Genomic DNA, 18,245 nt, shown 5'->3' with positions numbered 1-18,245 from the left:
GGGAGGCCTCTATTTTCCTGTATAGCGGAAACTTGCTGTGACTTCTGTCTGCGCGGTCTGTGGAAACATATCTACCGGCTGGGCGTAATCCAGAGTGTAGCCTCCACGGATCAGTTCATCCGCGTTTTTTGCAAGCGTCGATGGATTGCAGGACACATACACGAAGCGGTCGACTTTTGCCGTAAGCAGCAGTTTCAGAAGGGAGGCGTCCAGGCCGGTTCTTGGTGGGTCGACGATGATAACGTCCGGCTTCCAGCCTTCCTTCATCCATTCCGGCAGCAGTTTTTCTGCAGGCCCATGATAAAAGCGGGCATGCGACAGCTGATTTGCGGCAGCATTTTCATTGGCGTCTTCCACCGCTTCGCGGGTGATATCCATACCTCGCACTTCGCGGGCATTCGCGGCTGCCCGGATTCCAATGGTTCCGGTTCCGCAGTAGGCATCCACGACATTTTCTTTCCCTGTCAGCGCTGCTGCCTTTACCGCTTCATCATACAACACTTTTGTCTGCTCCGGATTCAGCTGGAAAAAAGCTCTGGCGGACAGGTCAAAGGCGGTTCCATCCAACGTTTCAGTGATCTTTTCTTTTCCTGCAAGAACCGTCGTTTTATCACCGAAGACGATCGGTGATTTCTTCGGCTGAACGTTGTGTACGATGGAAACCAGTTCGGGAATCCGCTTTTGAATTTCCTCCACGAAAATTTCTCTTTTCGGAAGTTCATCTGTCGCAGTTACAAGAACGAGCTGTGTCTCCCCCGTCTCAAATCCGGTGCGGACGACAATCGTGCGGAGTGCCCCCTGATGTTTTTTGGGGTTATAGATAGGGATGGATAAATCCTCAGCAATCTGCTTTATTTTATTCGTCACTTCTTCTGTCACGGGATGCTGAACGATACACGTATCGATGTCCAGAAGTTTATGGGATCCCTGCTGATATAAACCGGCAATGACGTGCCCATTCTTCACTCCCGCCTGCATCTGACTTTTATTCCGATAGCGCCAGGGGTCCTTCATGCCAAGCGCAGGCCGGATATCAATGCGGGAAAGGTGTTTTTTCGCGTAGCGCTCAAAAGCCTGTACGACAATGTCTCTCTTTTCTTTCAGCTGCCCTTCGTAGGAAAGGTGCTGAAGCTGGCAGCCTCCGCACCGGTCATATACCGGGCACGGGGGCGTGATACGTTCTGATGAGGATTTACGCACTTTTATTAAAGAAGCCGTAATGAATTTATCTGAGACTTTCTGTGCCCGGCAGACGACTTCTTCACCGGGGAGTGCCCCCGGAACAAAGACGACTTTCCGCTTGAAAAATCCGACCCCTTCCCCGTCAATCCCCATCCGTTTTACCGTCAGCGGAAAGGTGGACCCCTTTTCCATTTTTTGTCCCATTCGTAATCTCTCCTTCCGCTCAGCCTTCAATGCTCTCCCATAAATAAAGCGCAGCGTAAGTTCGGTACGGTGCAAACGCCTGGGCTTCGAAATCCAAAAGATCTTTATCCGGTTTTTCGGTGGTACCGCGGAGCTTTTTCAATGCATTTAAAATGCCGATATCCTGGACCGGAAACAAATCCCGGCGTCCGTATCCGAACATGAGCATGTTTTCTGCTGTCCAGCGGCCGATACCGCGCACAGCCGTCAGTTTTTTAATGATGACCTCATCCGGCTCCTGCATCATTTCTTCCAGATTCAGTTCGCCGGAAGCTGCTTTTTTGGAGGTATCGATGACATACTCTGCTTTTCTTCCGCTGAACTGAAGCTTCCGAAGATCTTCCACCTGCAGTCCGGCGGTTGTCTCTGGTCTTGGATAAAACCATACGCCTTCTTTTTCAAAACCGAACGTCTGGACAAACCTTGTCGACAGCGTGTAGGCAAACGTCATGTTCAGCTGCTGATGAATAATTGTTTTCATCAGCGCGCCGTATAATTGAAATTCACCGATAAGCGGAACACCGGTCATACCGGGGAACAGTGGGGCAAGCTCTGTCTTCTGGAGCGCTTCAGCCGCTTCCACAAGCGGGGCCTCCCACTGAAGAATTCGGCGCAGCTGCCTGAAGACTTCATCGATATCCACGCCGTTTCTCCCTCGTATATGAAAGGCACCATCCCGCATCCGCTGCACGGTTATAACTTCCGGCTGATCGTGTATCCACATGGGCAGGTGGAGCGTTTCTTCTTCCGGAACAACTTGAATTAGAGGATCCATCTGAATTCTCTTAAGCGCCCGGGCGAACTGATACGGTTTGTCCAGATGAATGATTTCGTGCATTCAACTGCCTCCTTTTTTGTAATGGGTGCCATTCCGACTAAATGATCATATCTTTTTTTGTGTCTCACAGACGGAACAAAATTTGTTAAACTATTTTACGCAGAACGAACCTCGTAAGAAGGAGCGATGCCGTTGACCGTACAGACGGAACAGATCTCATATCAGCTGATGAAAGAAATCTACAATCACTGCGGCCGGGAGGAGCTTTTGGAAAAAGCCGTCTCGATGCTGCCGTCCGGGCTCCCTCCTGTACGCTGGTGCAGCTTTTCCTGTGATGGGCATTCCACCCCGCTGTTTTCCTATCCGGATTCAGAACCCGCAGAAGGAGTGGACCTTTATTTTAACGTCGGCGGAGGAACAATGCATCTGAAAGTAGAACGCCCGCTCCAATCAGATGAAAAAAAACAGCTGAAAGAATTGGCAGAAGCTCTGGACAGCTGGATTTCCTACCGTTTCTGACCGGCAGTCCGGCTTAAAATGCCGCCGGAAGCACCTTCCGACGGCATTCGTCTTAACTTCGTCCTGTGTATAAATCCTCAGCCGCGCGTATGGCTGATGGTATCATGGAGGTGACACTGATCGTTTGTATAGTGAAGTTTCACCTGACCCATTTCATCCATATATACTTTCGTAATACCGGTATTCCCGATTAAAAAAGGACGGTTCCACTGATGCCAGGCATCACCTGCAATAAAGTACATCAGAAGAATGCTGATAAACCCGCCGTGGGAAACACAGGCGATGTGATCATCCTGATGCTCGTGATGAAGGTAATGCACAAACGACCGGCAGCGCTCTGTGAGCATATCGAACGTTTCTGTGCCTGGAATTCCGGAAGTCACCACGCTTTTATGCGCAAGTTCCGGATAATCCGCCTCCAGTTCCGCTCTTGTCTTCCCCTCAAGCGGTCCGAGAAAAACTTCTCTCAGCAGCATATCCTCTTTCACCGGAATGCTGCCTGCGATTTTGGCTGCAGTGTCCGCAGCCCTGGTCAGATCACTGGAATATACTGCGTCCAGATTCACTTCTGCAAATGCTCTTCCCAGCTTTTCCGCCTGAAGCATTCCTGCTTCACTAAGCGGGTAATCCGTCTGTCCCTGAATGATCTTCTGCACATTGCCTTCCGACTCTCCATGCCGGATTAAATACAGTGTAGTCAACGAGATACCTCCGTCCTGTCCTACTCGTATTCACGCCGGTATTTCCGGCACGCTTCTTCCAACTCCTCCAGGCTTTCAATCATTCGGTCAATTTCCTCCACATCGGTTTTCTCCGGGTCGAGAGAATCTACTCTTACTGCCAGCCGCTCCATCTGCTGCTGCAGCGTATTGAATTGATCACTGCGGTGTCCGCTCATCTAATCTTCCTTTCTTTGACAACTGAACAAGTGCTGTATTCTAAACGAATCCTGCCCTATTCTACCAAATGCCGGCGCTTCCCGCCAGAGATGTCTGCCTCACGCAGTGTAATTTGTGGTACGATACCGTTGGAAAGGATGATCGATTCATGGAAAAGTTTCAACCGATGCGCCCTTCACACGACCCCTGGGAAGCCTACCTGGATCAGGAGGCGTACGGAGGACCAGCATTGACGAATATCGAATTCACCACAACCAATCTGTGCAATATGAGATGCGAGCACTGCGCGGTCGGTTATTCCCTTCAGCAGAAGGAGCCCGATCCGCTGCCTCTTGAGCTCTTCATTAAGAAGCTGGACGAAATTCCCCACCTGCGTGCTCTCAGCATTACGGGCGGAGAGCCGATGCTGAACGTGTCATCGGTAAAAAACTATGTGCTGCCGCTTCTCAAATATGCACACAGCCGTGGGGCTCGAACACAGATCAATTCAAACTTAACAATGCCGCTCAAGCGGTATGAGTGGATACTTCCCTATCTGGACGTCCTCCACATTTCACATAATTACGGCAGTATTGAGGATTTTACGGACATTGGTTTTGCGGTGATGGAGAAAAAACCGCCGAAAGAGGTCCGGGAAAAAGCATTTCACCGCATGGTGGAAAACAGCCGTTATTTAAGCCGGCAGGGGGTCATGATTTCCGCAGAAACGATGTTAAACAAACGGACACTGCCGAACCTTGCTTCCATCCATGAACAGGTGCTGTCCATGGGATGCGCCCGCCACGAAATTCATCCCATGTATCCTACGAGCTTCGCTGCCCACCTGGAGACTGCAGGACTGGATGATGTGCGCGGCGCGATCCACAAGCTTCTGGATATCCGGGACCCGGATACATGGATGCTGTTCGGCACACTGCCTTTTTATGCGTGCAGCGGAGATACGCGCGATCTGGAACTTCTGAGCCGGCTTCATGAAGCACCGAATGTGACCGTGCGGAATGATCCGGATGGCCGCTCCCGTCTGAATGTAAATATTTTTGACGGAGGTATCCATGTGACCGATTTTCATCAGGATGGAAACCTCGGCACGATTCATGAGCAGTCGCTTCCGGAAGCATTTCAATCCTGGCAGAAGACAGAAACATCCCGTTCTCTCAGCTGCCACTGTCCAGAGGTGAAGTGCCTCGGGCCGAATCTTCTTGTAAAAAACACCTATTATCCCGGACATACGTTTACAAGCGGCAGCTCGAAGCTGTCCTTCCATGAAAAAACAGCCGGAAGAAGTGTGTCTTCCTCTTCGGATTTCATCTAAAATAAACCAGGCAGAAACCGCCTGGTCTTAAAAGCTAAGAGACGTTTGTTGAACAGGTACCCGCTTTCTGCCTGCACCTGCAACCGTACGCGTTCCGGAGGGAATCTGAAAAGCGGAAGCGCCCTGGTCACGAGCGACCAGTCCTGGAAACCCTGCCGACGAAAGCTGATCTTCGCTTTCTTCGGCAGGGGTGAAGGAACCTCGAGCGAGTGGGTGCTGCAGCTGGACAACGCTTCTTTTATAAGAAGCGCGGCTTCGCGCGGCCGCGCCGCATGGCAGAAAATCGCTGCCCTGCGGCTTAAACCAAAGGCCGGCTCCGCTCGTGCTTTCAGCCGCTTGACGCGGCGTGGATTTTCGCCTCGTTCGGATCCTCCCGGAGTCGACGGCCTCCGGTTTCGGCAGGTTGGAAGAAAACGCTTGATCGAAGCGGTCCCTTTTGCACAGTGAATACTGTCATCCAATCGAATTGTACAAGGTCATCTTTGCCTTATAGACACCGGTCCTGCTATGGATCATTGGTATTTCAGCTCTATTTTACTTCGCTTCGGAGCGTTCGGCAGAGACGCCGGTGGGATCAAGCGCAGTCGCCCGAAAAGCGGAAGCGCCCTGGTTACGAGCGACCAGTCCTGGAGGCCCTGCCGACGAAAGCTGCTCTTTGCTTTCTTCGGCAGGGGTGAAGGAACCTCGAGCGAGTGGGCGCTGGAGCTGGACAATGCTTCGATTGAAGAAGCATGGCTCCGCACGGCCGCGCCGCAGGCCAGAAGATCGCTGCCCTGCGCCTCAAACCAAAGGCCGGCTCCGCTCATGCGCTGCAGCCGTGCAAACAGCGCCCGGCTGGAAGACAAGCCCACGCAGGCTTCTGCCGAGTAGCGGAGAAGCTCTACCATATAGAAGCAAATAGTTAATTTAACAAAGCTTTGAAATGCCAAAACCCTTGGCATCCCTGCTCGGAAGAGGATTCGAGTTTTATACTTTCTTGTACTCTAAAAAAAAGACAGAGTGCCGTTTTCCGGCCTCTGTCTTTTTTCTTTTCCTTACTGCCGCTGTGCGTAGGACAGCATTTGACTGCACTGACGGTGACGCATATCAAAGAGTTTAATCGGATCATAAAACCGTTCCGGATGCTCCTGAAGCAGGTGTAGCTCTTCTTTCGTTTCCTCCAGGTATCTTTCGTACGTCAGAATCACGTCATCCAGATGTTCAATCAATTCTGTATACACGGTATCAACGTCTGCCTTGACCGCCCGTTCAAACAAATCAAATTCGAAAAACAATTTGTAGGAGAGCGCTTCTGCTGTTTCATGAAAATCGTCGTTTTCCAGGTAGCGTCTGTACTGCTGTACCAGAAAACTCCGGCTCTGCTGCATATCGCCGAACCACTTGCCGACGTTTCGGAGAAGCATCTGCTTCGGCTCAAACCTGGACATAATATTCTCATCCGTCAATTCTGTCCGGTTCAGCATCCGGTTTAAATCACGCCGCCAGTCAGAGAGAATACTCTGATCCAGTTTCAGGGAAAGTACTTCTTCGTCTGCAGAAGCATTCAGGTTCGTCTCTAGTTCCGAAAGCTCCGCAGCTTCGTTTGAAAAGTCTTCCTCCGTATGCTTCAGCCACTGCTGAATGGAGCGTTTGAATACCGGAAACAATTCTTCATCAATGTACGCCCGGAGCCTGGTATTCATCGCTGCGTTTAAATCGTCATGAAGGTACTTCGCGCTTTTCTCTTCGTCTTCGAGTACATCTTCTGCAGCACGGAGGATATCAGGTACGGCCTGCTCAAACTGCTCTTTCTGCATTTGTTTCATCTGCAGGTACGTATCGAGCACCGCATCCCGCCTTTCCGTCCGCTTATCAAGAAGCGAAGCACGCACCCCTTTAAACCGGCTCAGCATTTCTTCATAAAAATCGATCGACTGTGCCAGTCCTTCTTCTACGGTGGACTGCTGTTCAAGAAGCCGCTGCAGCTGTTTCTGCACCGCATTAGAAAGAACTTCTGCGGAGCGGACAGCTTTTATTTCATTGGAACGGACCATTGTGAGCCACTGGACGCGGTCAAACGACATCGGTTCCCCGCGCAGGACAGGCAGCAGTTCCGGTGCGTCTTCTATATCGGAAGCAGCCGCTTCCTCTGCTTCGCGGTCAAGTAGTTTCTCTCCACGCATCCATGTGAGAATGGATTCAAATAATAACAGCAGTTCCTCTGCAGCAGCTGCTGCTCCGCTTCCATCCTGAACAGAAGCAGGTTCCATCGTTTCGTATTCCGGGAACGTTTCATTCCAAGCTGACTGTGCCGCACCTGCCATGTTCCGGTGGGACCCTTCGGAAAGAAGCTCCCAGTTCCGCATAAGATCCGGAAGAACCGGCGCGATATCCGGTTCGAGGAACCGTCCGCTCACCAGTTCCAGATACAAATCATGATGCAGTGCGGCCATAGTTTCCCACTGTGGTCCGGGTTCTTTCGCAACAGCTGTAAAGACGCTGTTGAAAACCGCCGTCCACTCCAGCACTTGATCCCGTCTCCGGAAATCGGCGGTCAGTTCCGCCATCATCTCCCGGAATAAGTCCGGATAGATTTCAGCGAGCTGGGCAGCAGGATCCTGAAAATACTCCGGAGGAAATTCTTCCACACGGGACTCTCGTATATAGCGGACAAGTGTTTCAAACCAGACTCTGGATTCGGTACGCAGTGCTTCTGTCACGGCCAGATCCACTGCTTTCTGCCAGTCTTTATTGTCCTCGTACAGCGTCTGAGCCAGATCTGTCACGCCCGGATAGTCCGGGTCGACAGCCAGCGCTTCCTCCAGATAACGATATACTTCTCCCATTTCCTGTTTCTCTGCATGCACCGACAACAGCTGAAGAGCCAGTTCGATCTGCAGCACAGGCTCGTCTGTACGTACCGACCGGAAGGTTTCCAGCGCTCTGTCGTGGTCCTGCTGATCATAATACACATCGCCGATATTTTTCCATGCCCATCCAGAGAGGTCCCCTTCGACCTGCTCCCACTTAAACACTGCCGATTCTAAGTCATGGTAATGAAAGTATACTTCTCCCTGCGCGAATCGAATGGCATCCATATCTGCCCCGGCCGTTTTCATCTCTCTGCCTAAAAAGGCGGCCGGCTCCTGTGCTCCATCGGTTACCAATGTCCGGTAAAAAAGTTTCTGAACCAGATGTTCTGTCTGTTCCATGATCCCCACTCCTCCACAGCTGTCTCTTACAGCTATTCGCTAAACCTTTTTCGTTTCTGCCGGGACTTTCCTATCTTTTTTCTCTATGACCTCAATCTGGTCCCAGCGTCCAAAGCGGTAATAAACCGCAGCAATCACAGCACTCAGAACGAGGGACGCTCCCATGCCGATACCGATACCTGCTTCTCCGTAAATTTCCGATGCCAGGTATGTCAGCGGAAAACGGAGCACCCAGAATGAAATCACGTTCAGGACAAACACCTGCATCATGGCTCCTGCAGACCGGACAACGCCGTTTAACACAAAATTAATTCCTAAAAAAGGATAGAAGAAAGCCACCGTCTGCACATACATTGTACCAAATGCAATCGTTGCACTCTCCTGCACAAACAATGAAACCATAAATTCAGCACTGAAAAAAACGATCGTACTCAGCGTCAAGGAGACAACCGCAATAAGGATCAGCCCGCTCCTGGCAGTCTCACGCACCCGCTCCCAGTTGTCGGCACCAATGTTCTGCCCGGCCATACTATTGATGGCGGATCCGAGCGTTAACGCAGGCAGCATAATCAGGCTGTCCAGCCGCTGTGCGGCGCCGAATCCTGCAGTCACTTCTCCGCCGTAGCTCGTGACGACTGTCATAATGGCAAGCACACCGCCCGAAATAACCATCATCGACATACCGGAGGGTAATCCAAGCTTCATGATCTTTGCCGCCTGGTCTCTTTCAGGCAGGTGTGGCAGGGAAAACGGCACGCCCGCGCGGCGGATCGAAAACAACAGGCCGTATATAAAGGCTGTTCCCTGAGCCACGATCGTCGCATAAGCTGCTCCTGCGATCCCCATATCCAGAACAGCGATAAAGAGCGGGTCAAACACGGCATTCAGCAGAACAGCCAGCAGAACGAAGCGTACCGGAGTCTTACTGTCACCAAGCGCCCGCAGGACGGTGGCGATAAAATTGTAGCCGAACAAAAACAAGATGCCGACGAAGTTTATGCGCAGATAGGTGACCGCAAGCGGAAGCGTTTCTTCCGGTGTCCCCATCCACAAGAGCACCTGTTCTGCGATGACAAAACCAACGATGCCGAGCACAAGAGAGAGCGAGCCGAGTATGACAACAAATGCGTTCAGCGCCTTTGCAAGTCCGCCGCTGTCTTTTGCCCCTTTATACTGGGAGAGTACAGTCAGTGCAGCCGTATTAATTCCTATAATGAAAGATAATATCGTGAAGATAACGGTGCCTGATACCGCTGTTGCTCCCAAAGCTGCCGAACCGAGAAGGTTTCCTACCCAGAGCGAATCAATAACCTGATAGGATGTCTGCAGAATATTGGTTAAAAAAATGGGAGAGGAAAATAAAATCATTTTTTTCATGATGCTGCCTTCTGTGAAGTCGTACTGATTTCCAGCCATTGCTGCCTCTCCTTACGTCCATGATGAAATTAACTGTTCAGCTCAAACGTTTCTGTAATTTCTACTGCACCTTCCACTGTTCTTGCCATCGGGCAGTTGGCAGAGGCCAGCTTAACAGCCCGCTCTACTTTTGTTTCCGGAAGTTCTCCTCCCTGAATCACATAGTGAAGAGCAATATGTGTAATCCGGTTTGCTTCGTCCGGATTCCGCTTTACGTCCGCCTTCACCGTCAGACCGGTTACTTCCAGACGCTGCTTTTCCATCACCTGCCGGAGTACCGAAGCACTGCAGACCGCGATCGATCCGACCATCATCTGATAGGGGCGGAAGCCTTTTGTTTCATCACCGCTTACGACCATCTCTCCAAATTCCGTTTCTCCGGTGAAATGATCCTGATTCCATTTAAATTCCATACAAAACACGCTCCTTCAATGAATATCCAACACTATCAGTTTACGAAAAACCTGCAGGGTTGTATAGGAAAACTGCTCTCCCTCCTGTAAAATGGAAATGCTGTGCTTAAACGGCCCTGGAACGACCGGGTAAAAAGCACTTCTACTTCTTAAACTACCCTGAGAGAAAGGAGGCGGAAAACAATGACACCCCGTGATCGTAAATTCTGGATTTTAACGCTGATGGTTCTGATTGCCGGTTTCTCCCAGGGCATGCTGCTGCCTGTACTCGCTGTTATGCTCGAGGAGACCGGTATCAGCTCTACAGCGAATGGGTTTCACGCCTCTGCACTCTATATCGGTATCATCCTGGCTGCTCCTTTCCTGGAACCGCTCATCCGGAGGTTCGGCTACCGTCCCGTTATTCTTACCGGCCTGATTACGATCATTCTCAGTCTGGCCGCCTTTCCATTCTGGTATGCTTTCTGGTTCTGGTTTGCCCTCCGCCTCATCATCGGCATCGCAGACAACCTGATCCATTTCTCCACGCAGGTCTGGATCAGCTCAGAGAGCCGGCCGGATATACGCGGCAGAAACCTCGCTGTGTACGGCCTCGCTTTTGGACTCGGATTCGGGGCAGGACCGGTGATGACGATGCTGATCCAGGTGCATCCTTCGCTGCCATTTATTTTGTCGGCTTCACTAAGTACTGCGGCACTGCTGTTAATGCTTCAGATCAAAAATACCTTTCCGGAAACCGGCGCTGCCGAGACGTCGGGAGTGACGATGCTGAACAGATGCCGGAGTGTCTGGAGTAAAGGATGGGTCGCGCTGCTTCCGGCCTTCGCCTACGGTTTTCTGGAAGCTGCAATTCACGGCAGCTATCCGGTCTATGCGATGCGCTTTGGCATCGACCTGTCGTTTACGACCATCTTTCTTCTTCCGGGATTTGTTATCGGAAGCTTAATTACACAGATTCCCCTCGGAATCGCGAGCGATAAAATCGGCCGGCGGCGGTTGATTTCCATCGTTACCGGCACAGGCCTGGTTCTCTTTTCCATCATGCCGCTCGTGGAATCTTCTCTGCCGCTTCTCGGTATGTTGTTCGCAGCTTCCGGCATGCTGCTGGGCTCGCTTTTCAGCCTGGGTATCGCCTACCTGGCAGACCTGGTGCCGCCGTCTCTCCTGCCTGCCGGAAACATGCTTGCAGGTGTGCTCTTTGCACTTGGAAGTATGAGCGGTCCGTTATTGACAGGTTTCCTCATCGAACAGATCGGCAGAGGCGCTCCCTATGCTGCAGTCGTCCTGATGCTTGCCTGCGTTTTTTTCTCCGGACTGCTGTACCGAGAGCCGGAAAGAATGGGACGCGCAGGGACCGTTGTATATTCCCCGCCGGAATAATGCAGTCTGCCTGAATGAGAGAGCAAGAAGCCGCGATAACATCTCTGTTATCACGGCTTCAAACTGTCTGCCGCTATGTCGGCAGTCTGCGTTTTTATCAGCGCTCAAATACTTCACTTAATATTTTCGTCGGCTCATCTTTATTCATGTTCTTCTGCACAATTCCTTTCGGATCGGTCTGAAGAACATCACGGAATGTTCTTGCCATTTCCGCTTCTCCGACAATGTGGAGCTCTTTCCATTCATTTTTCTTTCTCATATTCTCCACTTTCTGCGCCATATCTTTGTAGAAGCGGTATTTGTTCTCTTCGAACCGCTGCTGGAACTTATCCACGTGGCTTGCACTGGAGGCCGTCCGGTCCGCAGAAGCCACGCCATCCGATAAATTCCACTCTTCCTTACCGGAATCAAAGTTATAGTGCCACTCGTCGTTCACCTCGCCGAAGGACGTATCGATAATACGCACTTCATCGTTATTCGGAAGAATTACGCCTGCGCGAGGATAATGGGATTCAAGCTGATCCAGCTCCTCCAGCTGCGGTGACGCCTCCCAGTAAAAGTTTGTATCCACCGGCACCTGAAGATAGTGGGCTTTCCAGAGGTCTTCATGATCGCTGGCGAAAATGACGACACTTTTTGCCATCTTCGGACGATTGCCGTGAATTTCTTCCTCTACCTGCTTCCGCAGTTTTTTATATTCCTTCAGCTCTTCCTTCTCGCCGGAAGCTTCAATGTATTCCTCAATCCGTTTCAAACCATTTTTCAGACGGATTTTCCATTCGCCTTTCTGCTGGTCCTGATCAGCCGGGTCGGTGTTAAGATAGATAGAAAGCACGCACTTCCCATCCGGACATTCTATCTTTTTCAAGGATTGAAGTTCGTTGGTTAATGTCATGACACCATACCTCCTAGAGAATTGTATACAGAATGTGTAGCCTGATTAAAGCAGATTAAAACCTGCTTTTTTACTTATTTCGGAAGTAATCCGCAGCCAGAAGACAGAGAATCATCCAGGCCGCACCGAAAGCAAAGCCTCCTGCCAGATCCGATGCATAATGTACATCAAGAAATACGCGGCTGAGAGCTACAGCCGCCGCAGTAAAAAGGGGCACGAGAGATGCTGTTACTTTCGTTCCCGGCCTCCATGGACTTACCCAGATAAAGTAGAGCACCAGACCGTAAAAAGCCGCCGCTCCCGATGAGTGCCCGCTTGGATAACTGAACCCGGTTGCATCATACTGTTCCGTCGTTGTCGGACGCTCCCTGCCGTAAAGCTGTTTCATCAACGCCGTAAGCAGGGCTGTTCCGAGCATAACAATAGAAGCTGCAGCTGAATCAAGATATCTGCGCTTCCATAATAAAAACCCGAGCAGCAGAACGGTCATCAGTGTCAGAAACCAGACAGATCCGAGCTCTGTAATAACTCCCATTATTCCTATGAGATCCGGATTCTGCAGCTGAAAAACGGTCTGGGACACGAAACGATCCAGACCGGTCATCCCTCCGTCCGACACTTCCCATCCGATAAACAAAAACACGAGCAGGGCCACTGCTGCAAAAGCACCTGCTGTCCAGCGTAAATACGTCATAAAAGCCATTTCATCCTTCCTGCATCTTCATCTGCGGCGGGGCATTTCCGGATAATCCGCCGTATTTGATACACCTTTGAAAGCGTATAGAAAAACCTTTCTATCCCGGACAGTACGCATCCGGAGACAGAAAGGAAAAAAGTCGTTTTATTTATTTTCAGAAGGGTCGGTGGACGCTGTCTCCGGGTCCGGAAGATGTTCGAGTTCTACGTCTCCCTGATCCAGGCGGTCCGGTTCCGACGAAATCTCGTCGATCAGCTTCCGCCACTCTCTGTTCATTCCATTAATAACCTGCATCATATCATCGGCATGTCCGCGGAGGCGTTTTCCGACTTCAATGAGCTCCTTTAAATCTTCAGAGGCTCTATCGGCCACTTCGGAAATTTTGGATCCCGAATCCTGCATATGTTCTTTAATTTCTTCCTGGTTGTCGCGTACAGCGGTCACAAACTGACGCACATTAGATGAGGAAGTCGACGCTTTATCGCCTACCGTTTCTCTTGCACGCTGACTGGATGCTACTGCTGCTGCTCCGGCTGCGACGCCTACGATTGCTCCGCCGACCAGCCATTTTGATGTTGTACTCATCTTAAATCCCTCCATAAGCTGTAATACGTGCATGTTTATCATACCAGAATATCCCTTTTAAAATTAAAATATTCTTCTCTTGCATGCATACCCTTTTCCTGTTAATGTTGAAACTTGTGTTGAACAATCGACATGATTCGATACTAACTTTCAGGAGGATTTATCATTGAATTTTTCTCATAAAATTGATTGGCCGGTCATGCTCATAAGCGGCGGCCTGCTTATTACCTTTGTTATTGCTTCACTTATTAACGCCGGAGCGGTTGGAAGCTTTGTCGACTGGTCTTTCGCATTCTCGACAACGTATTTCGGCGCTTTCTGGCAGGTACTGATGCTTGCGACGTTTCTGATTGCGCTCGTCATTGCTTTTTCCAAACTGGGAAGAGTCCGTCTTGGCAATATTGACAAGCCGGAACTGAGCACGTTCAAATGGATCTCTATAATTATGTGTACACTTCTGGCCGGCGGCGGCGTTTTCTGGGCCGCTGCAGAGCCGATGTATCATTTTCTTGAAACCCCGCCGATGTATGATGCAGAAAGCGGAACCACTCAGGCTGTCGTTCCGGCGATGGCGCAGTCTTTTCTCGACTGGGGCTTTCTCGCATGGGCGATCCTTGGTACTCTCGCAGCAATTGTCATTATGTACGGACACTTTCACCGCGGAATGCCGTTGAAACCGCGTACGCTGCTTTACCCGATCATGGGAAAGAAAATCGCAGAGAATCACCCGCTCGGTACAGCAGCTGATGCATTCTCCATCATCTCGGTCGCTGCCGGCACAATCGGCCCGATCGGCTTTCTCGGACTGCAGGCAGCATATGGATTTGATTCGCTTTTCGGTATTCCGAATACGTTTCTGACACAACTTCTTATCGTTTTTGGTCTCGTCTCGATTGCTGCGATCTCCGCAGCAACAGGACTTCACAAAGGAATTCAGTTTTTAAGCCGCTGGAATGTGATTTTAACGCTCGCACTGATCGGTGCTATTCTGATTCTCGGACCCGGCGGATTTATCATTGATACGTTCGTCGGCACGATGGGCGTTTATACTCGTGATTTCCTCGAGCTCAGCCTCTATCGGAGCGATGCCGGATGGCTCTCTTTCTGGACATTGTTTTTCTGGGGCTGGTTTATCGGGTATGCACCGATGATGGCCGTCTTTATCAGCCGTATTTCCAGAGGACGGACGATCCGTGAACTGGTCATGGCTGTTGCCATCATTGCTCCGTTAATTACGAACTTCTGGTTTTCCGTTGTAGGCGGCTCCGGTATCTTTTATGAGCTCGGCGAAAGCGGCGCTGTATCCGGCGCGCTGAACGAAGGCGGAATGCCGGCAGCGATGATCGCGATTGTCGAGCAGATGCCGTTTGGAACATGGATTGCTGCTGCTTTCCTTCTCGTGACTGTTATTTTTGTTGCGACAACGACGGACTCGATGAGCTACACGATTTCGATGGCCGTTACAGGCCACGCATCGCCTCCGGCTTCTCTACGCGTGTTCTGGGCACTCTTAATGGGAACGGTGGCTGCGGTCCTTCTTTACATCGGTGAAGGAAGCGTGGATGCCCTGCAGTCCTTTATCGTATTTACAGCCGTGCCGGTGTCGCTGCTCCTTCTGCCGACACTCTGGCTGGCACCACGGGCTGCACGCACCCTTTATGCAGAGCAGTTCCCGGAAGAAAAAAGCAAAAAACAGACGTATGTCTCTTAAGAAGTCAGAATGAAAAGGCAGGCTCCCCGAATAAGGGATGCCTGCCTTTTATTTATGCGGCTGTATTTATTCCTGTCCGGTGCTCCGCTCTGCTGCTTTACCTGTATGAGCCGCCTGGTACCAGACATGCCCATCTTCCAGCTCCATCGTGATTTTGTCCTGTTCTTTTAATAAATCCAGGTGACCGAGTGTTTCAGAGAACGTCAAATCCGGCTGCTTTTCAAACACGCGTTTATACACGCTTTGAGCCAGTTGAGCTGCCTGCACCGGCTCCCCGCCCATTTTCTGCAGGAACATTTCCGCTTTTTCAAGCTGGTCATTCAGGCGGGTATTAATGAGAGCTTCCGGCTGATCGATGGTGTTCCCATGACCGGGTAGCACTGTTTTGGCATGACTGATTTTCTGCAGCGTCTCCCGGTATTGAAGCAGCGTGCGCGGACGCATGCTTTCCCCTTCATATGGAGCTTCCATAATCGCATTGGATGAAATATGTTCAATTAAATGATCCCCGGCAATACAGACACCATCTGTCCGTATAAAAGAGAGATGTGTCTGCGCATGGCCCGGCGTTTCGATTACGTTCCATGACTGCAGTCCGGGAAGTAAGTCTCCTTCAGACAACTCCCCATCCAGTGCTGCCGGGTGAACAAACGCTCTGTATTTCTCCTGCGTCTCCAGAATCTGCTCTACTTTTTCCGGCGGCATGCCGTGCTGTGCAAAGAATTCTCTAAAAAAAGACTGTACTCTGGCGTAGTGGAGCTGGTCTTTTTCAATCCAGGGCACCAGTTTGCCATGACCATAAATACGGGCTGTAGGAAAGCGCCATGCCATTCCGATATGATCCGGATGATGGTGGGTGAGAATAAGCCGGTCGATATTTTCCGGTGACGTGCCAGCATCTTTTAAGCCCTGCTCGAGCGCTTTCCAGCTCTCAGGATGTTCCGGCCCTGTATCTACGAGAATCGTTTCTTTCTCCCCGTGGATAACATACACATTCACGTCTCCGACAGCGAATGGCGTAGGAATACGTATTTTTGAAACGGATTCTGTTTCTGTAAAAGCAGTCATTCGATTTCCCTCCACAATTGTTCGAAATGTTGTAACAATTCTGTTATTACATTTTTCAGTTAATTCTGTATAATTAAAAGTGAAATAATGCACACAGGCAGGTGATGAGAATGCGTAAATCAATGCGTACCACCTTTAATGAACTCGTTCAGCAGAACAAAAAAGAAATCATGCAGGACGAGAAAGCAATTGAAACGATTGAAGCACGGCTGGATGAGCGGCACGAGCAGGAGGCATCCCAGAGCACGCATTGAAAGCGTGCGGAAGCACTTTGGACGTTCTTCTAGAATCCGGCAGCGTCAGAAAAGGCGGTATCTGCCGCCAGTATACCAAATGCCGGCAGGCAGTCAAAAAATAAGGGAAATACCGCTTCAGCTGGAGCGGTATTTTTTGATGAGTTCCTGAAATTTTAATGCATGCCTTACTTCCCCGTGCACTTTAAGCTTTCCGGTCATATAAGCCATCGCTGCATTCAGGTCTCCATCCGCCAGTTTCTCAAAATGCTTCTGATCCATCTCCAGTGACAGATCCGGCTCTTTTTTCCGTTCTTTATAATACGTGGCACTGCCCTGATTAATGTCGAGCTGGTACACCCCATCGGGATCATCGGAAATAATAAATTCATACGTGTACTGGAGCGTACGGATCGGTTCGGGATCAGCTTCCATACGCATAGTAAACTGGCGGAGCGTTTCTTCAATTGTCATCTGCAGTTCCTCCTAAACAATGAATGGTGATTCATTCATTATACTTCACCCTGCCAAATTTGTATATCTGTCTTTCTGTTCCACTGCTTCTTAAAGCGAAAGTGTCCATGTGTAGAAAAAGACCGATACGAGAAGAATCGTTATCAGAACGGTGCTGATCAGTATGCTCGCCGCAGCCGATTGATAAGAGGACGCATTGATCGATCTCCGGTTGCGGAAATAAAGAATCGTTCCGATCAGCAGAACGACCATACCGGCACTGAAGGCGCCGGCACTGATGACCACCGCCGGAAGACGCACAGAGGCTTCGCCACTCTGCACGGCATACTCCAGCGCTGCTACTAAGAAGCCGATCCCTTTCATTGCAAGCGCCGTGCGCACCCACGCAAGGTAGGTGCGTTCATTGGCGAGATGCTGTTGAATATAGGCTGCTTCCTGTTTATGCATAATCTGCCGCCTCCTCTTGCATATTCCGGAGACGCTTCTCTACAAGCTCTGACAGCTGCTTCGGTTTCATCGGCTGTTCAAGGTGGTCTTTAATCGGTTCTCCGTACGTAATCGACACGCTGCCGGGGGTTATTTTCCCGTTGTTCTGCTCCATCAATGTGTATGTGTTTTCAATGAGGACTGGAATAACAGGAACGTGTTTTGCAAGCATAAAACTTCCCTGCTTAAACTCTCCCATGTGACCACCGCGGCTTCTTGTTCCTTCCGGAAATACGACGAGGCTGCTGCCTCTCTTCAGCACTTCCGCCCCTTCTTTCATTGCCTGAAGAGACTGTCTGCGGTCTTTTCGGTCAATAAATACGCAGGAAAGCAGATCCATCCAGGCGCCAATCAGAGGAAGCTTACGGACTTCTTTTTTCGAAATAAATCCTGTTTTTCTGCCTGATGTCGCAAGAATAAGAGGAATATCGAAATTCCCCTGATGATTCGCCGCAAACAAAACAGGGCCTTCTGGCAGTTCTTCTGCGCCACGGGCATGAATTTCAGCTCCCGCTTTCTGCAGGAGCCGCGAGGCCCACACGGAAGAAATTTTCCGCATATATTCCTCCAGCTCCGGCGCATTCTCCCTTTCCAGCTTCTTTGCTTTTCGTAAGTGGGGGCTGACAGCGGCCAGATAGCCGAAAAAGTAAACAAACCATCCAATTGTCCGTATCACATCTACCTTCTCCTTTAATCTATATCTTCTTTCTATTTTTTAGTGTGACGGCCGGCGGCTGCGGGAATATCCATACATAAGTGAAAC

General features: G+C 50.4%; 20 protein-coding genes. 6 read left to right on the top strand and 14 right to left on the bottom strand.

Translation table 11 applies throughout. From position 1 onward, the window contains the following. Window positions 1-9 precede the first annotated feature (9 nt). On the bottom strand, window positions 10-1,386 hold the full coding sequence (gene rlmD, locus C6I21_RS09760; protein WP_105959279.1) for a 23S rRNA (uracil(1939)-C(5))-methyltransferase RlmD: 1,377 nt from the start codon (window positions 1,384-1,386) through the stop codon (window positions 10-12). Between the two features lie 19 nt (window positions 1,387-1,405). Further along, window positions 1,406-2,263: a DNA-3-methyladenine glycosylase family protein gene (locus tag C6I21_RS09755; RefSeq protein WP_105959278.1), complete on the bottom strand. Its 858-nt coding sequence runs from the start codon at window positions 2,261-2,263 to the stop codon at window positions 1,406-1,408. A gap of 132 nt (window positions 2,264-2,395) precedes the next feature. Here C6I21_RS09755 and C6I21_RS09750 point away from each other — a divergent pair, with 132 nt between their 5' ends. Next, window positions 2,396-2,722 (top strand): hypothetical protein, encoded by a 327-nt coding sequence (locus C6I21_RS09750; RefSeq protein ID WP_105959277.1) that lies wholly within the window; start codon window positions 2,396-2,398, stop codon window positions 2,720-2,722. A 77-nt stretch (window positions 2,723-2,799) separates the two neighbouring features. Here C6I21_RS09750 and C6I21_RS09745 read toward each other — a convergent pair whose 3' ends face one another. Together C6I21_RS09745 and C6I21_RS16525 are read right to left on the bottom strand one after the other, a co-directional pair. Further along, window positions 2,800-3,423 (bottom strand): histidine phosphatase family protein, encoded by a 624-nt coding sequence (locus C6I21_RS09745; protein WP_245411593.1) that lies wholly within the window; start codon window positions 3,421-3,423, stop codon window positions 2,800-2,802. Window positions 3,424-3,443: 20 nt separating this feature from the next. Then, complete coding sequence (locus tag C6I21_RS16525; protein WP_181186202.1) at window positions 3,444-3,620, bottom strand: SE1561 family protein; 177 nt, start codon at window positions 3,618-3,620, stop codon at window positions 3,444-3,446. A 149-nt stretch (window positions 3,621-3,769) separates the two neighbouring features. Here C6I21_RS16525 and yfkAB point away from each other — a divergent pair, with 149 nt between their 5' ends. Both yfkAB and C6I21_RS16195 read left to right on the top strand, forming a co-directional pair. After that, the gene (gene yfkAB / locus C6I21_RS09740; protein ID WP_105959276.1) at window positions 3,770-4,933 is read left to right on the top strand and encodes a radical SAM/CxCxxxxC motif protein YfkAB; all 1,164 of its coding nucleotides are present in this window, start codon (window positions 3,770-3,772) and stop codon (window positions 4,931-4,933) included. 507 nt (window positions 4,934-5,440) lie between these two features. Next, window positions 5,441-5,803 (top strand): hypothetical protein, encoded by a 363-nt coding sequence (locus C6I21_RS16195; RefSeq protein WP_142393250.1) that lies wholly within the window; start codon window positions 5,441-5,443, stop codon window positions 5,801-5,803. 164 nt (window positions 5,804-5,967) lie between these two features. On the opposite strand, the gene C6I21_RS09725 is transcribed toward C6I21_RS16195, so the two are convergent. From C6I21_RS09725 to C6I21_RS09715, 3 genes are read right to left on the bottom strand one after another with little or no spacing between them, the layout of a single operon-like run. Continuing rightward, on the bottom strand, window positions 5,968-8,124 hold the full coding sequence (locus C6I21_RS09725) for a tetratricopeptide repeat protein (RefSeq protein WP_105959273.1): 2,157 nt from the start codon (window positions 8,122-8,124) through the stop codon (window positions 5,968-5,970). A gap of 39 nt (window positions 8,125-8,163) precedes the next feature. Beyond that, complete coding sequence (locus C6I21_RS09720; RefSeq protein WP_105959272.1) at window positions 8,164-9,540, bottom strand: MATE family efflux transporter; 1,377 nt, start codon at window positions 9,538-9,540, stop codon at window positions 8,164-8,166. Window positions 9,541-9,569: 29 nt separating this feature from the next. Further along, the gene (locus C6I21_RS09715; RefSeq protein ID WP_105959271.1) at window positions 9,570-9,953 is read right to left on the bottom strand and encodes an OsmC family protein; all 384 of its coding nucleotides are present in this window, start codon (window positions 9,951-9,953) and stop codon (window positions 9,570-9,572) included. A 183-nt stretch (window positions 9,954-10,136) separates the two neighbouring features. Here C6I21_RS09715 and C6I21_RS09710 point away from each other — a divergent pair, with 183 nt between their 5' ends. Then, the gene (locus tag C6I21_RS09710) at window positions 10,137-11,333 is read left to right on the top strand and encodes an MFS transporter (protein WP_105959270.1); all 1,197 of its coding nucleotides are present in this window, start codon (window positions 10,137-10,139) and stop codon (window positions 11,331-11,333) included. A gap of 97 nt (window positions 11,334-11,430) precedes the next feature. On the opposite strand, the gene C6I21_RS09705 is transcribed toward C6I21_RS09710, so the two are convergent. The 3 genes from C6I21_RS09705 to C6I21_RS09695 all read right to left on the bottom strand — a co-directional run bounded on the left by C6I21_RS09705 (window position 11,431) and on the right by C6I21_RS09695 (window position 13,510). Next, a complete protein-coding gene (locus tag C6I21_RS09705; RefSeq protein WP_105959269.1) occupies window positions 11,431-12,228 on the bottom strand; it encodes a VLRF1 family aeRF1-type release factor in 798 nt (265 codons plus the stop codon). Between the two features lie 70 nt (window positions 12,229-12,298). Further along, entirely contained in the window at window positions 12,299-12,931 is a 633-nt protein-coding gene (locus C6I21_RS09700; RefSeq protein ID WP_105959268.1) for a phosphatase PAP2 family protein, read from the bottom strand. Between the two features lie 138 nt (window positions 12,932-13,069). Beyond that, window positions 13,070-13,510, bottom strand: coding sequence for a hypothetical protein (locus tag C6I21_RS09695; protein ID WP_105959267.1), 441 nt, complete (start codon window positions 13,508-13,510; stop codon window positions 13,070-13,072). A 199-nt stretch (window positions 13,511-13,709) separates the two neighbouring features. On the opposite strand from C6I21_RS09695, the gene C6I21_RS09690 reads away from it, so the two are divergent. Further along, on the top strand, window positions 13,710-15,221 hold the full coding sequence (locus C6I21_RS09690; RefSeq protein WP_105959343.1) for a BCCT family transporter: 1,512 nt from the start codon (window positions 13,710-13,712) through the stop codon (window positions 15,219-15,221). Window positions 15,222-15,287: 66 nt separating this feature from the next. On the opposite strand, the gene C6I21_RS09685 is transcribed toward C6I21_RS09690, so the two are convergent. Further along, entirely contained in the window at window positions 15,288-16,289 is a 1,002-nt protein-coding gene (locus C6I21_RS09685) for an MBL fold metallo-hydrolase (RefSeq protein ID WP_105959266.1), read from the bottom strand. A 110-nt stretch (window positions 16,290-16,399) separates the two neighbouring features. Here C6I21_RS09685 and C6I21_RS09680 point away from each other — a divergent pair, with 110 nt between their 5' ends. Then, window positions 16,400-16,543: an FbpB family small basic protein gene (locus tag C6I21_RS09680; protein ID WP_105959265.1), complete on the top strand. Its 144-nt coding sequence runs from the start codon at window positions 16,400-16,402 to the stop codon at window positions 16,541-16,543. Between the two features lie 117 nt (window positions 16,544-16,660). Here C6I21_RS09680 and C6I21_RS09675 read toward each other — a convergent pair whose 3' ends face one another. The 3 genes from C6I21_RS09675 to C6I21_RS09665 form a co-directional block, all read right to left on the bottom strand. Then, on the bottom strand, window positions 16,661-16,996 hold the full coding sequence (locus tag C6I21_RS09675; protein WP_105959264.1) for an SCP2 sterol-binding domain-containing protein: 336 nt from the start codon (window positions 16,994-16,996) through the stop codon (window positions 16,661-16,663). Window positions 16,997-17,086: 90 nt separating this feature from the next. Further along, entirely contained in the window at window positions 17,087-17,443 is a 357-nt protein-coding gene (locus C6I21_RS09670) for a YidH family protein (RefSeq protein WP_105959263.1), read from the bottom strand. Continuing rightward, window positions 17,436-18,158: a lysophospholipid acyltransferase family protein gene (locus tag C6I21_RS09665; protein WP_105959262.1), complete on the bottom strand. Its 723-nt coding sequence runs from the start codon at window positions 18,156-18,158 to the stop codon at window positions 17,436-17,438. Before C6I21_RS09665 ends, C6I21_RS09670 begins: the two co-directional genes overlap by 8 nt. Between the last annotated feature and the right edge of the window lie 87 nt (window positions 18,159-18,245).

Origin of the sequence: Alkalicoccus urumqiensis, from assembly GCF_002993335.1 — a bacterium.
GTDB classification, from domain to species: Bacteria; Bacillota; Bacilli; order Bacillales; family Salisediminibacteriaceae; genus Alkalicoccus; species Alkalicoccus urumqiensis.
Note: the sequence above shows the minus strand (reverse complement) of the source record. Positions and strands in the feature narration are given on the sequence as shown.

What these genes read in the sequence shown, in the direction of transcription:
- C6I21_RS09685 (WP_105959266.1), bottom strand. Translation starts at nt 16,289, where the DNA reads ATGACTGCTTTTACAGAAACAGAATCCGTTTCAAAAATACGTATTCCT.
- rlmD (WP_105959279.1), bottom strand. Translation starts at nt 1,386, where the DNA reads ATGGGACAAAAAATGGAAAAGGGGTCCACCTTTCCGCTGACGGTAAAA.
- C6I21_RS09720 (WP_105959272.1), bottom strand. Translation starts at nt 9,540, where the DNA reads ATGGCTGGAAATCAGTACGACTTCACAGAAGGCAGCATCATGAAAAAA.
- C6I21_RS09710 (WP_105959270.1), top strand. Translation starts at nt 10,137, where the DNA reads ATGACACCCCGTGATCGTAAATTCTGGATTTTAACGCTGATGGTTCTG.
- C6I21_RS16525 (WP_181186202.1), bottom strand. Translation starts at nt 3,620, where the DNA reads ATGAGCGGACACCGCAGTGATCAATTCAATACGCTGCAGCAGCAGATG.
- C6I21_RS09690 (WP_105959343.1), top strand. Translation starts at nt 13,710, where the DNA reads ATGCTCATAAGCGGCGGCCTGCTTATTACCTTTGTTATTGCTTCACTT.
- C6I21_RS16195 (WP_142393250.1), top strand. Translation starts at nt 5,441, where the DNA reads ATGGATCATTGGTATTTCAGCTCTATTTTACTTCGCTTCGGAGCGTTC.
- C6I21_RS09725 (WP_105959273.1), bottom strand. Translation starts at nt 8,124, where the DNA reads ATGGAACAGACAGAACATCTGGTTCAGAAACTTTTTTACCGGACATTG.
- C6I21_RS09670 (WP_105959263.1), bottom strand. Translation starts at nt 17,443, where the DNA reads ATGCATAAACAGGAAGCAGCCTATATTCAACAGCATCTCGCCAATGAA.
- C6I21_RS09705 (WP_105959269.1), bottom strand. Translation starts at nt 12,228, where the DNA reads ATGACATTAACCAACGAACTTCAATCCTTGAAAAAGATAGAATGTCCG.
- C6I21_RS09695 (WP_105959267.1), bottom strand. Translation starts at nt 13,510, where the DNA reads ATGAGTACAACATCAAAATGGCTGGTCGGCGGAGCAATCGTAGGCGTC.
- yfkAB (WP_105959276.1), top strand. Translation starts at nt 3,770, where the DNA reads ATGGAAAAGTTTCAACCGATGCGCCCTTCACACGACCCCTGGGAAGCC.
- C6I21_RS09700 (WP_105959268.1), bottom strand. Translation starts at nt 12,931, where the DNA reads ATGGCTTTTATGACGTATTTACGCTGGACAGCAGGTGCTTTTGCAGCA.
- C6I21_RS09680 (WP_105959265.1), top strand. Translation starts at nt 16,400, where the DNA reads ATGCGTAAATCAATGCGTACCACCTTTAATGAACTCGTTCAGCAGAAC.
- C6I21_RS09675 (WP_105959264.1), bottom strand. Translation starts at nt 16,996, where the DNA reads ATGACAATTGAAGAAACGCTCCGCCAGTTTACTATGCGTATGGAAGCT.
- C6I21_RS09715 (WP_105959271.1), bottom strand. Translation starts at nt 9,953, where the DNA reads ATGGAATTTAAATGGAATCAGGATCATTTCACCGGAGAAACGGAATTT.
- C6I21_RS09755 (WP_105959278.1), bottom strand. Translation starts at nt 2,263, where the DNA reads ATGCACGAAATCATTCATCTGGACAAACCGTATCAGTTCGCCCGGGCG.